Raw genomic sequence first — 13,010 nt, 5'->3', positions numbered from 1 at the left:
CACAAATTGTACAGAAAAACAAATGCTAGTTCAAGCAATGATAAAATTAATTTTTCTAAATCCTCTTTAATACGAAAAAAAGCAGACAAATGCTTCGGAAAAAGCTTTGTCTGCTTAAATTTTATTCGTATAACGGATATTGTTTTGATAGTGCCGCAACTCGCTCGCGAGCTTCGTTTAGTTTTTCTTCGTTTTCTAGATTTTTTAAAGTTAAAGCAATAATTGCCGCTACTTCGTCCATTGCTTCTAAGCTAAATCCACGAGATGTCACTGCTGCTGTACCGATACGGACACCACTAGTAACAAATGGACTTTCTGGGTCAAATGGAATCGTATTTTTGTTCGCTGTAATGCCGATTTCGTCGAGTGCATGTTCTGCCACTTTACCAGTAATATTTAAACTACGGACATCAATTAGTAATAAGTGGTTGTCTGTCCCACCAGAAACTAAACGAAGTCCTTCACGGTTCAGAGCTTCTCCTAAACGCTTCGCATTGTCGATGACATTTTGTGCATATTCTTTAAAGCTAGGTTGCAGAGCTTCACCGAAAGCTACTGCCTTAGCCGCGATCACATGCATTAATGGTCCACCTTGCAGGCCAGGGAAGATTGACTTATCAATTTTCTTCGCCCATTCTTCTTTACAAAGAATCATGCCACCACGAGGTCCACGTAATGTTTTATGAGTTGTTGTCGTAACAAAGTCAGCATAAGGAACTGGATTTTCGTGTAAACCAGCAGCTACTAAGCCAGCGATATGAGCCATATCGACCATTAGGTATGCGCCTACTTCATCAGCAATATCACGGAAACGTTTAAAATCAATCGCACGCGGGTATGCACTTGCTCCAGCAACGATTAACTTTGGATTATGTAACTTTGCTTTCTCTAAAACATCTTCGTAATTAATTGTATGTGTTTCTTCATCTACGCCATACTCAACGAAGTTATAGTTAATCCCACTAAAGTTTACGTGACTACCGTGCGTTAAATGACCACCATGAGAAAGGTTCATCCCTAAAACAGTGTCACCATGCTCTAAAATTGTGAAATAAACACCCATGTTCGCTTGGGCACCTGAGTGTGGTTGCACGTTGGCATGTTCTGCTCCGAAAAGTTTTTTCGCACGATCACGAGCAATATTTTCTGCAACATCGACATGTTCACAGCCACCATAGTAACGACGGCCTGGGTAACCTTCTGCATATTTATTTGTTAAGACCGAACCTTGCGCTTCCATGACAGCTTTGCTGACAAAGTTTTCTGAAGCGATCAGTTCGATTTTCGTTTGTTGTCTTATGAGCTCATCTTGAATCGATTGCATTACTTCTTGGTCTTGCTGGGCTAAATGTTTCATAATTGAAGCTCCTTCCCCTTTTTCAAAATCTTATCTGAAAATTGAAACCGCTTTTATTTTATCATTTATTAGCGTTAATGACGATAATTTATGAAGAAATACAATCTTGATCTGTATCATCACGGTAAACAGCACGCTCTCCACCGATGAGCTTCGGACGAGTTTTTGCCATCGTCACGTTTGCCCCCCCGACAAGGCGCATTGATCCTCGCACTGGAACTGCAACATGTTTTAAATGCATACCAATAAACGTGTCGCCGATATCAATACCAGCATCCGCTTTTATATGTTCGACTGCGACTGGCTCTCGCATTTGCCTGTATGCATATGTTGCCATTGCCCCACCAGCTTTGCCAGTTGGAATCACTGTCACTTGTTCAAGTTTGTTTTCTTTCGCCGTTTGCTTTTCGACGATAAGAGCACGGTTTAAATGCTCACAACATTGAAAAGCTAAAGCGACTCCTGTCTCTTCAGCAAATTCCCTTAATGCAGCAAAAAGATCGCGGGCAACATCTTCTGAGCCAGTTGTACCGATATGCTCTCCCATTACTTCACTCGTACTACAACCTACAACGAATAAATCACCTGCCGAAAGCTTAGCATTGTCTTGTAATTCTGTAAGTAATGTAGTTAGCGTTTCATAAATTGCACGATTATCCATTGCTGTTTTCCCCTTCATATTCGGAGATCTTTCCAACACGGCGGGCATGACGGCCACCTTCATAGTCTGTTTCTAGCCAAATTTTCGCAATATCACGCGCAAGGCCTGGCCCAATGACTCTTTCTCCCATCGCGAGGATATTACTATCGTTATGTTCACGAGTAGCTTTTGCACTAAACGTATCATGGACTAAGGCGCAGCGAATTCCTTTTACTTTATTGGCAGCAATGGACATCCCAATACCTGTTCCACAAATAAGAATTCCACGATCTACTTCACCACTAGCTACTTTTTCGGCAACTGGGATAGCGTAGTCTGGATAATCGACAGATTCACTACATTCACAGCCGATATCGACTACTTCAATATTCATGCTTTCCATTAATTCAATAATTTCCTTACGGATGTTTACGCCACCGTGGTCTGACCCGATTGCAACTTTCATTTTGTTATCCTCCTAGTCGTTTATGTATTTTTTCTAACGCTTCTTCTATTTCAAGTAGTGTTTCTTTATATAATGCAAGAGATCCACCAAACGGATCTGATATATCATTTTTCCAAAGATTGTTTTGCACGTCATTTAGCTTGTCCAACTTTTCATTATCCGTTTCACGATTGGCATATTCTTTTAACGTATACAATTTTTCTGCCGCAGATGGGTAAGTAGCTAATATTGCACTTTTATGGTTTTCTGTCATTGTTAACACGATATCGGCCCAATCGACAAGCTCGTTTGTTAATGGTGACGATTGATGATCAAGGTCAATGCCTTTTTCTTTCATTGCGTCGATGCTATTTACCGAAGCAGGCATGCCATTACTTGCAAAAACACCGGCAGATTTTGCGATAAATTTATCATTGTAACGATTATTTGCAAGTGCCTCTGCCATTGGCGAGCGGCACGTATTACCGGTACATACAAAAAGAACGTGTTTCACTTACTTTCCCCCTCCTTTTTCTACTATCATACCCGTTTCATGGAAGAAGTGAAAATGAAAACACGTTTAAATTGGTAATAAAATTTTCAATCCGAATGCCAGTAAAATACAGCCTCCTAATGCTTCACTATACGAACCAAGCCATGATTGAACTTTTTTACCAACGATAAGACCCGTCCACGTTAAGACCATACTCATTAATCCGAACATGATAATTGTTAATACGGTTCGCGTACCAAATATCCCAAGACTTAGTCCGACGGAAAAACTATCTAATGAAACACTAACTGCAAAAATGATTAATCCGAATCCGACTGGTGTTACTAACATATTATTTTCATCGCGAAACGAGGCAATAATCATTTGCAACCCTAAAATTAAAAGAAGCATACCACCAATGAATGCGGCAATGTTACCAAAGTGATCTGATAACATCCTTCCGAGGACCATGCCACACAAAGGCATCATCATATGAAAAATACCAATAGTAATTCCTATTTTAAATATTTGTTTATAGCGTAATCGAACCATCCCCATGCCGATTCCTATTGAAAAAGCATCCATACCTAGTGCAAATGCCATAAAAAACAGCGTGAGAATTTCACCTATTAGCGCAGTGGAATTCACCGAGATACCTCCTAACGGTGCTGATGTTAATAATTCAATTTATGCGTGTCCACTACTAAATAGACATGCTTTTTAAAATGGAAAGAGTGGTATGGTTTCTACTAGGTGAAAATAGATTAGTAAGGAGAGAAGGAAGTAGAATGACATTGTTAGAAGTATATAACTACAATATTTCAGAAAAATAAGTTTATAATAATAGTTGTATGATTAATTGGAGGTGTAGGTATGTCTCGAAAATGGCTAAGCAATGAAGCGAAAACATGGACAGAAAAGGGCATCATATCAGATGAACAAGCTTCAGAGATATTAAGTTTATATCCAAAAGATGAGAAAAGTCGTTTCTTTAAACTATTACCGATAATTGCAAGTATTTTATTTGGTTTAAGTATCCTATCTTTTATTGCTTCAAATTGGAATGGGATTCATGACCTTGTTAAGTTAGCAATTATTATCGTTTTTTTATTTGGATTTTACGCAAGTGGGTCTTATTTCATAGAAAAGAAGAAAACGACGATCGGCTTGCCACTTATCGGTCTAGGTGTGGTAACGTTCGGGGCAGGAATTATTTTACTCGGACAAACGTTCCACATTATTACTTATGATGCGAAAACATTTATTTTATGGGGCATTGCTGGGATTATTTCCGCATACTTTTTCCGAAGCCGCTTCTTATTTTTACTTCCGGCTGCGATTTTAACGTTCGGTCAATTTTACAGTTATACAACATTCAATACTTTTAGTTATACGATTTTAGTTATCTGTATTATTCTTCTAGGTTCTTTATGGTATAGGTTAAAAAGTGTCCTCGTTAGTTTAGCTTATGTTACATCAATGATGGTGCAATGTTTAATTCTCTTCTTCGATGGCGAGAACACGGAGCTAGTTATTTTCGCTGGACTGATTCCACTAGCTTTTTATATGATTGGCGAATTCGTTAAGTTAGAGCGTTTCACTTATCCATTCCAAGTTGTTCCGTTAGTCGTTGGATTTATCTTTACTTTATTTTTGTCATTTATAAATCCACATGACATTAACGAACACTTTAAATACTTACCGGTATATTTAGCAATTACCGCTGTGTTTGCTGGTGCTACACTTCTAATGAAATATCAGACAAATAATTTGTTCACATCGTATCAGCTCATTTTATTTTTAGCATTCGTTATTCCCATCATGGGTGAAAATGTTTTCCAACACGAAATCTTTTATGTTATTTACTTATTCATCTTCTCAATCATGTATTTATTACAAGGCTTTAAGTTAGAAGATAATCACACGATCAACATAGGAACTTTCCTATTTATTTTCACGACACTTTCGGCTTATTTAAATCTAGCATGGGAGTTTATGCATAAGTCACTTCTCTTCCTTACTGGAGGAATTATTATCGTCGGCTTACATTACTTTTTACAAAAGAAGAAAAAAGAGCTTATTCATAATGGAGGTGAATGATGATGACTAAGAAGCGTAAATTACTTTTTTATAGTTTTATCGGAATACAAGTACTCGTCTTATTCTTCATCACATTTACTCATTATGCAACGGAATGGTATGGAGAAGAAATTCGCTTAAAAACAGAGCCAATTGATCCGCGCGATTTGTTTTATGGTGATTATGTCACGTTAAGATACGATATTAATAATGTCTCTACTAATGACGTTGAAGTAAATGTTCCGTTAGATGATTCTTATAATTATCGCCCTGTATATGTAGTCATTGAAAAAAAGGATTATGGAAAGGTCGTTTCCATTCATAACAACAAGCCTAATGTGGCAAAGCATCATGCTGTTTTAAAAGCAAGAATGCAATATTGGGGGAAAGGATCGCGCGGAAATAATATCCATTTAGAATATGGATTTGAACGCTATTACGCAGACAGTGAAACAGCATTGGAATTAGAAAAAGACTATGGGAAGTTTGATGTCATCATTAAAGTTAGTCCGTGGGGACAAAAGATATCGAGGCTTGATTATAAATAACAAAGTAAAATTTTAATGAAAACGGCAAAATTTTGGAGGAAGTACAGATTGTTTAAACAGAGATTATTACAATCAATGAAGTATATAATCGGAGTTGCATTATTGATTACAGGGATATTTTCCTACCTTTATTACCAAGAAGTGAAAGAAGAACAACGCCAGTGGAAAAGATTCGTCAATCACTTCTATCACTCTATTGATAGATCACTAGGAAGAATTGACACTATCATTGCCGAGCAGCCTAAAGCTGAGCAATTAGAACAAAGGATTGCTCTTTTAGAAAAAGAGCTATACACTGCTGAAACAACACTAGCAAACGGGCATTATTTTTTAGATGGGGCAATTTATTATTCCTATGATCTCTTTGATCCGTTTACCTCATTTTTGTTTGGCACAAAGACTAGTGTGAATGGAATAGTAAGATTGGAATTACCTCCTATGTCAGAAGATCAGCTGCTCGATGAAGATGAATTGGCATTGTTAAAAGCTCTTCGTGATATTTTAAAAGAAACGAAAGATGCAATGTATTCACCTGATACGAAGCAGGAAAATCCTGAATTAACGGTAGAGGAATTCAACGAAATCATTACAACGCACCTTGATAAAGATAAACTGCAACTGTATAAAGATACGTTAGAATAAAAAGAGCATGCTGGGCCAATAGAATTTTACTCATTTAAGATCCGAACTAATACAGAAATTGTTTCTGTATCGTTCAGATCTTTTTTATTCTTAAGAACATTAGATACTCCGTCAAAATTCTTCACTTTCCACGGGCACTACCTCAGCCTCAAAAGAAAGCAATATACGCTTTCTTTTGGAGTCTTCGGATACATGCTTTTCCCGTTGGAGTCTCCGAATTTTGACTACACTTCATTTTGTAATGTTCAGCTTAATAGACACTTTTAATTTATTCTCAGATTCTTATTTATTCTTCTATATTTTTATAAACAAATTCGCGATGCTTTTCAAACCCTTGCTTTTCATAAAACTTCTTTGCTTTCTCATTATCTGACCAATAATCTAACTCTATTCTTTTCAATCCTTTAGAGCGAGCTATTTGATAGATCTCTTCCATTAGTTTAGTGCCATAGCCACTACTGCGCTTTTTATCATTAATACTAATTTGATGCACATATAGTGACTTGTATCCTTTTTTGAAGATGTTTTCAGCGTATTCTTTCTCCTCGATCCAAGCATAGCCAATTGGCTCATCGTCTTCTTCGACTAAGAGAAATGTCATCTTATCTTTCGTAATGACATCTTTGAAGAACTCGGTCATGTTTTCTTTGTCGTAAGGTTTGACGAGTTCAGGTGCTAAATTCGCATGAATAGTGTGGACATGTTTATTTAACATACCGATTATTTTATAGTCTTTAGTTTCATTAATTTTCAACAATATTCTCCTATTATTTTTTATTATTCTTTTAGACTTGCATCTGCTACCTTTTCATAAAATCCCTTCGTTTAAGCCATTCTAAACATATAAGATCGTGGTTTTATGGCAGTTGTGAGAAAGCTTGATCGTAGTCCTGTCTTCAATAAGGTAATGGAAGAAAATGAAAATAACCGCTATACTTAAAGGAACATTGTAGAGTAAAGGGAGATTGATTGATTATGAAAATAAGCCATCAAGTCATTATTTTATCATTTATTCTTGCAGTTATTTCGTTGTTTTTACCTTGGATGGAATTATTTTCATCTGAATTCTTTTATCGATCTGGATTAGATGAACAGGCATATTTCTATTTACTTATCTTTGCTTACCCGCTGTACTGTGTCATCAAAAAGAAAGCTATTCACCTCCTATACTTGCCTATTATCATTTTCCACATGTTTGCCTTGAGTGAGTTTATGGATACGAGAAAATATAGAATAGGCGATGATGATACTCTAATAACTTATGTGTATAATCTGTTTGGTACCGGATTAATCCTCTACGGAATATCTCTAATTCTGTTAGTAGTAGGTATGGGGTTACAGGCGAAAAAAGATGTGATGAAAGATCCTCTTCTAGCTCTTAATAAAATGACAAAATGACGAAATGAGGAAAAACCGGAAGCTAAGTTGCTCCCGGTTTTGTTAGTTCTCTTTTATGATTTGGTTGGAAGCAGCTTTTTCTAAGCGGTTCATGATTGCTACGCCGACCCCTTCTTTCGCAAATGTCGTTGCGAAAATAATATCGACTGCTTGTTCATCAAAACTGCGGAGCGCATCATATAGTGAGCTGGCAACTGTTTGCAGTTCCTTGCGAGAACCAGCTTCGATGACGCAATCTGCGAATACATCACTCTTTTCCTCTAATGTAGTTAAGACGCCAACGATTTTTCCATTTTCCTGTTCTTTTCGAACGAGTTCATTTAGAAAAGCGCTTGATCCTTCGACTAAAACTAGTGGCGCATCTGGTGAGTAATGGCGATACTTCATGCCAGGAGATTTTGGCGCTTCATGTTCAGATAGTAGTGCTGGATCAACTGCAACTTCTCCTACAACTGCGGAAATTTGTTCCGTCGTTATGCCACCAGGGCGTAAAATCACCGGAATTTCCCCTGTGCAGTCAACAACTGTTGACTCTACGCCAACTCCTGCCGCCCCTCCATCAACAATACCAGCAATTCGCCCTGTTAGATCTTTGGCAACGTGTTTCGCTGTCGTCGGACTAGGCTTGCCGGAAAGATTAGCGCTCGGTGCCGCGAGTGGCAAATTGGCTTCCGTTATTAAAGCTAAAGCGACCGGATGATTTGGCATTCGTACCGCAACTGTGGATAACCCTGCGGTCACTTTTTCAGAAACGGTCCCATTGGAATGTAAAATTACCGTTAATGGTCCTGGCCAAAAAGCTTCCATTAGTTTTTCCGCAGTTTCGCTAATGTTCGTTACAAGTGTATGTAACTGCTCTTTCTGAGCAATGTGGACAATAAGTGGATTATCGCTCGGTCTCCCTTTGGCAGCAAAGATCTTATCTACCGCTTCATCACTAAGTGCATTACCACCTAAACCGTAGACCGTTTCCGTAGGGAATGCGACTACTTCATTAGCTTGTAATAATTGTGCTGCTTCTTTAAGTTGTGGATAGTTATTTTTGTTTTCAACAGACATTTCCACAGACCATAATTTTGTTTGTTTTCTTATCACTGTTATCGAACCCTCTATGTTAGTACTTTTTTCGTTTTATTGTCTTACTATTCTAATTAGTTATGCACATAATGTGGATAACATCTTGATAATTGTTAATAACTTTGTGGAAAATTGTTTATAAAGTTCTTTTCATGACCATTGTATCGTTTCTTGCACTATTTTGAAAATGTTCAGTAGCAATTATATGTGTTGGAACATCATTTTCTACTCTTTCAAAGCCAAACATGTTTAGGAATTGCTGTGAAGATGGCGTATTTGTGATTAAATATAAATCTTTTAATTCTAATTCCTTCGCTTTACTCATAATTACTTTAAAGAACGTTAGGACATCTTCTATGCCACATGACTTATCGACGACAAGGGATCTTAATAGTCCATCTTCATTTATTTCCTCGACACAAATTAATGCTTTTATATCACCTGTTTCACTTTCATACAAGTATACACTATTTAATAACTTTTCAATGCCGTTTGCGTTTGCATCTGATTGACCGATTAATCGCTTGATTGTTTCCATATCATTTTCTGTTGCAGTTCGAATATTGTAACTCATAAAAAAATCCCTCCTAGCATTCTATGTAACTAACATATGCTAGAAGGAAAGAAATAGAACTAAATGATAGATTTAATAAATGCTGCTATTTTTGCAAAGATTTCTGCGACGAAAAACTTTACTTCAACATCGCCACCTTGCGCGACTACTTCTGTTGGTTGTTCATTAGCTGTTTCCACTGCATCTCCGTTAGAAAAATCTAAGAAACATAATGGAGGAAAGAGGACGCACCACCAGTTTGCACCTTGTCCATCGCCTAGCGTGATTACGACTGCTTCATATGTTCCTGCTGGATAAATGTATTTTCCGTACATTTTTGTTGGAAAACTCACTTCTTTAAACGCTACAGAAAATGATTGGTACATACCGAATTGATTTAGCTTTTGTGAAACGATTTCTTCTATTTCTGGCAAGTTTTCTTTTATGATTTGACGCGCATTATCAACATTTGATAGATTTGCAACCCAATTGCTAATCTCATAGTTTACAGCGTTACGAATTTCTTTCTTTAAGTTTTGATCTGTTTCACCATTACTATTTGCTAAAATTCGTAAACGAATTGCCTCTTCCGGAATGACCGTTGGATTATTGTCAGCATTTGCTACTTGCTGACCTTGTGCTGCATCTATAGAAACGATTACTAACGATAAAATAATGTATAATACAATGCTTATTTTTTGTTTCATGTTTCTCCACCCCTTCACAAACAAGTGTGGTCAACTTAAACAAAAAATAAACAATGAATTTTCAAACAATTTCTTCAACTTTTCGACAGTTTAAAAGCCAACTTCGGCAATAACAATTCGATCTTTCCCATTAATATCATAGATCACTTCTGGTGTGCTTTGTGGAAACGCCTGTTTTAAGAGCTTGGCAATTGGCTCTCCTTGCCCTGCCCCGAACTCAAAGGCTATTAAACCTTTTTCATTAAGAACTTGTGGAATTTCTTCCATGAAGCGGCGGTAAAAATCTAAGCCATCTTTTCCACCAGCGAGGGCACGTGATGGTTCATAATCTTTTACTTGAACGTCCAACGTAAGTACTTCTTCATCAGGAATGTACGGCGGATTTGAGACGAGTATATCAACTTTTTCTCCGCGCTCAATAAGCGGCTGCAATAAATCACCGTGCAAAAAGCGTACGTTCGCTCCAAGACGCTTGGCATTTCCTTTAGCAACCTCAATTGTCGGTTCATATATATCAATTGCTGTCACATCTAGTGCTGGATGTTCGAGCGCTAGTGTTGTTGCAATAATTCCACTACCAGTTCCTACATCGACTGCAGAAAGCTTGCTATTATTGCCGAAACACTTTTTTATCCGTTCTCCGACATGCTGAATTAACTCTTCTGTTTCCATTCTTGGAATTAACGTATCTTTCGTAACATGGAATGTGCGACCGTAAAACTCTTCGACTCCAGTAATGTATTGCACAGGAATTCCTTCGGCATGTTTTTGAACGTCAGCAAAAAAGCGTTCCTTTACATCCTCTGCAATAGGATCGCGAATAATCATCATTAATCCTGAGCGATTTACTTGTAAATGGTGCCGTAAAAGGACTTCTGCAGCATAGCCTTCACGATTATTTTCTTCTAAAAAAGAAGAAGCCCAATTGAGGGCTTCAGCTATCATCATTTGTTGTTTCATATTATTCTCCTTGGGACATTAAGCGCGTTTGCTCTTCAACGATTAACGCGTGGATGAAATCGTCTAATTTCCCTTGTAAGATTTGATCAAGCTTTTGAATCGTTAAACCGATACGGTGATCTGTCACACGATTTTGCGGGAAGTTATACGTACGAATACGCTCTGAACGGTCCCCTGTTCCAACAGCTGATTTACGTGTTTCATCATACTCTTTTTGCGCTTCTTGTTGGAATTTATCATAAACACGAGCACGTAAAACTTTCATTGCTTTATCTTTATTTTTAATTTGTGACTTTTCATCTTGACATGATACAACGACACCCGTTGGTAAATGCGTTAAACGCACAGCTGACATTGTTGTATTTACAGACTGTCCACCTGGTCCACTTGAAGCAAATGTGTCGACGCGAACATCTTTTTCATGAATTTCAATCTCTACTTCTTCCGCTTCTGGAAGTACAGCAACCGTTGCCGTTGAAGTATGGATACGGCCACCTGATTCTGTTTCAGGTACACGTTGTACGCGGTGCGCGCCATTTTCATACTTCAGCTTTGAATAAGCACCTTTACCTGTAATCATAAAGATAATTTCTTTATACCCACCAACACCAGTACTATTGGCATCGATTACTTCAGTTTTCCATCCTTGTACTTCTGCATAGCGTGAATACATACGGTATAAATCACCAGCAAATAATGCTGCTTCATCTCCACCAGCTGCTCCACGAATTTCACAAATTACGTTTTTATCATCATTAGGATCTTTTGGAAGTAAAAGTACTTTTAAGCGCTCTTGATACTCTTTATCTTGAGCAGTAAGTTCTTTTAACTCTTCCTTTACCATTTCGTACATTTCTGGATCTAATTTTTCTTCAAGCATTGCTTTTGCTTCTTTTAAACCTTCAACGACATCTTTATATTCACGGTATACTTGTACCGTTTCCGATATATCAGACTGTTCCTTAGAGTATTCACGAAGTTTATTATTGTCGCTAATAACCTCTGGGTCAGAAAGCAATCCATTTAACTTTTCATAACGTTCTTCTAACTGTTTTAAGCGATCTAACATTACCTGCACCTCATATATTCGTCATCTTCTATAACATTGTAATTATAGTATAGTCAAGGAATGTAGTCAAAATAAAGAAAAGCTGAAGCGACCGTTCAGCGCCATAAATTCTGGAGCACTTTGTTTGAGATAAAGGAAACACGAAGGGCTTTGGCCTTCGATGTTGACTTATCGTAAATAAAAAGTGTGAAGAATTGTAGGCGTTGGGAGCTGAAGCTGGATCAAATAAAGAAAAGCTGAAGCGACCGTTCAGCGCCATAAATTCTGGAGCACTTTGTTTGAGATAAAGGAAACACGAAGGACTTTGGCCTTCGATGTTGACTTATCGTAAATAAAAAGTGTGAAGAATTGTAGGCGTTGGGAGCTGAAGCTGGATCAATAAAGTAAAGCTGAAGCAATCGTCTAACACCGATACTCTTAAACTATAAAGACTTTTGCGCAATCAATAATAACACGACAGCTACTAGCGGGATTGCAGTAATCAAATATAACATCATAAATGTATACACATTTAAAAACTTTACTTCTCTTATATTATTTCGGTCTACATTCATTCTTTCTAAAAATACTAATATTATTCCAAGTGCCGCGATAAAAATCGTAATTATTAAGGCCATCGTTGGGTTTTGTGCTGGATAATTTTGAACTGCTGAAAACGCCATAACAATAAGCACTAACGGAATAAGTTCTACTAAAAATACATTAATAAAAAATTTCGTTTGGAGCTTTTTTTGTGTTTCTTCATTGAAATCATTTTCACGAAGTCTAGCTAACATATGTTTGTAACTTAAGACAATTCCACCAACTGCAATTAATGATGCCAAAACAACTAACCATTCAAAGTAAACCAAGATACTTTCCATTCATGATTCCTCCAATTATATGTATATACCATTTCTTTATTTATGTTATCGTAGCACAAATTAATTACTTCTTGCTTCTTTTGATAATATACCATTAATTAAATCCGTTAAAGGTTCATATTTTCTACTTAGAGCTCATTACTACATTCCACAAAATAAGGTGATTTCCTTTACATATC

At 37.2% G+C, this 13,010-nt stretch carries 16 protein-coding genes; 4 read left to right on the top strand and 12 right to left on the bottom strand.

From position 1 onward, the window contains the following. Window positions 1-121: 121 nt before the first annotated feature. The 5 genes from CIB95_RS11240 to CIB95_RS11220 all read right to left on the bottom strand — a co-directional run bounded on the left by CIB95_RS11240 (window position 122) and on the right by CIB95_RS11220 (window position 3,583). Window positions 122-1,357 carry a serine hydroxymethyltransferase gene (locus CIB95_RS11240; RefSeq protein WP_094925193.1) on the bottom strand — a complete coding sequence of 412 codons (1,236 nt, stop codon included), beginning with the start codon at window positions 1,355-1,357 and terminating at the stop codon, window positions 122-124. Window positions 1,358-1,445: 88 nt separating this feature from the next. Next, window positions 1,446-2,036: a TIGR01440 family protein gene (locus CIB95_RS11235; protein WP_094925191.1), complete on the bottom strand. Its 591-nt coding sequence runs from the start codon at window positions 2,034-2,036 to the stop codon at window positions 1,446-1,448. Continuing rightward, a complete protein-coding gene (gene rpiB, locus CIB95_RS11230; RefSeq protein ID WP_094925189.1) occupies window positions 2,011-2,463 on the bottom strand; it encodes a ribose 5-phosphate isomerase B in 453 nt (150 codons plus the stop codon). The genes CIB95_RS11235 and rpiB overlap by 26 nt, the downstream gene beginning before the upstream one ends. Window positions 2,464-2,467: 4 nt before the next feature. Beyond that, complete coding sequence (locus CIB95_RS11225) at window positions 2,468-2,956, bottom strand: low molecular weight protein arginine phosphatase (RefSeq protein WP_094925187.1); 489 nt, start codon at window positions 2,954-2,956, stop codon at window positions 2,468-2,470. Between the two features lie 66 nt (window positions 2,957-3,022). After that, entirely contained in the window at window positions 3,023-3,583 is a 561-nt protein-coding gene (locus CIB95_RS11220) for a manganese efflux pump MntP (RefSeq protein WP_198949193.1), read from the bottom strand. Between the two features lie 225 nt (window positions 3,584-3,808). On the opposite strand from CIB95_RS11220, the gene CIB95_RS11215 reads away from it, so the two are divergent. The 3 genes from CIB95_RS11215 to CIB95_RS11205 are packed head-to-tail and all read left to right on the top strand — an operon-like array spanning window position 3,809 to window position 6,204. Further along, window positions 3,809-5,035 (top strand): DUF2157 domain-containing protein, encoded by a 1,227-nt coding sequence (locus tag CIB95_RS11215; RefSeq protein ID WP_094925185.1) that lies wholly within the window; start codon window positions 3,809-3,811, stop codon window positions 5,033-5,035. Beyond that, complete coding sequence (locus CIB95_RS11210; protein ID WP_094925183.1) at window positions 5,032-5,562, top strand: GDYXXLXY domain-containing protein; 531 nt, start codon at window positions 5,032-5,034, stop codon at window positions 5,560-5,562. Before CIB95_RS11215 ends, CIB95_RS11210 begins: the two co-directional genes overlap by 4 nt. 48 nt (window positions 5,563-5,610) lie before the next feature. Beyond that, window positions 5,611-6,204: a hypothetical protein gene (locus tag CIB95_RS11205; protein ID WP_094925181.1), complete on the top strand. Its 594-nt coding sequence runs from the start codon at window positions 5,611-5,613 to the stop codon at window positions 6,202-6,204. 286 nt (window positions 6,205-6,490) lie between these two features. On the opposite strand, the gene CIB95_RS11200 is transcribed toward CIB95_RS11205, so the two are convergent. Continuing rightward, window positions 6,491-6,958, bottom strand: coding sequence for a GNAT family N-acetyltransferase (locus CIB95_RS11200; protein ID WP_094925179.1), 468 nt, complete (start codon window positions 6,956-6,958; stop codon window positions 6,491-6,493). 221 nt (window positions 6,959-7,179) lie between these two features. Here CIB95_RS11200 and CIB95_RS11195 point away from each other — a divergent pair, with 221 nt between their 5' ends. After that, window positions 7,180-7,602, top strand: a complete 423-nt coding sequence (locus CIB95_RS11195) for a hypothetical protein (protein ID WP_094925177.1) — start codon at window positions 7,180-7,182, stop codon at window positions 7,600-7,602. Between the two features lie 42 nt (window positions 7,603-7,644). Here CIB95_RS11195 and CIB95_RS11190 read toward each other — a convergent pair whose 3' ends face one another. From CIB95_RS11190 to CIB95_RS11165, 6 genes are all read right to left on the bottom strand, one after another. Next, window positions 7,645-8,661, bottom strand: a complete 1,017-nt coding sequence (locus CIB95_RS11190) for an L-threonylcarbamoyladenylate synthase (RefSeq protein ID WP_094925251.1) — start codon at window positions 8,659-8,661, stop codon at window positions 7,645-7,647. Window positions 8,662-8,815: 154 nt separating this feature from the next. Then, on the bottom strand, window positions 8,816-9,253 hold the full coding sequence (locus tag CIB95_RS11185) for a GNAT family N-acetyltransferase (RefSeq protein ID WP_094925175.1): 438 nt from the start codon (window positions 9,251-9,253) through the stop codon (window positions 8,816-8,818). A gap of 59 nt (window positions 9,254-9,312) precedes the next feature. Next, window positions 9,313-9,939, bottom strand: coding sequence for a stage II sporulation protein R (spoIIR, locus tag CIB95_RS11180; RefSeq protein WP_094925173.1), 627 nt, complete (start codon window positions 9,937-9,939; stop codon window positions 9,313-9,315). Window positions 9,940-10,029: 90 nt separating this feature from the next. After that, a complete protein-coding gene (gene prmC / locus CIB95_RS11175) occupies window positions 10,030-10,887 on the bottom strand; it encodes a peptide chain release factor N(5)-glutamine methyltransferase (RefSeq protein WP_094925249.1) in 858 nt (285 codons plus the stop codon). Window positions 10,888-10,900: 13 nt separating this feature from the next. Beyond that, the gene (gene prfA / locus CIB95_RS11170) at window positions 10,901-11,968 is read right to left on the bottom strand and encodes a peptide chain release factor 1 (protein ID WP_094925171.1); all 1,068 of its coding nucleotides are present in this window, start codon (window positions 11,966-11,968) and stop codon (window positions 10,901-10,903) included. Between the two features lie 422 nt (window positions 11,969-12,390). Further along, window positions 12,391-12,831, bottom strand: a complete 441-nt coding sequence (locus CIB95_RS11165) for a hypothetical protein (protein WP_094925169.1) — start codon at window positions 12,829-12,831, stop codon at window positions 12,391-12,393. Window positions 12,832-13,010 lie beyond the last annotated feature (179 nt).

Source organism: Lottiidibacillus patelloidae (assembly GCF_002262935.1).
In the GTDB taxonomy this organism is placed as follows: domain Bacteria; phylum Bacillota; class Bacilli; order Bacillales; family SA5d-4; genus Lottiidibacillus; species Lottiidibacillus patelloidae.
The sequence above is the reverse complement of the archived record's forward strand: the minus strand, read 5'-3'. Positions and strand labels throughout refer to the sequence as shown.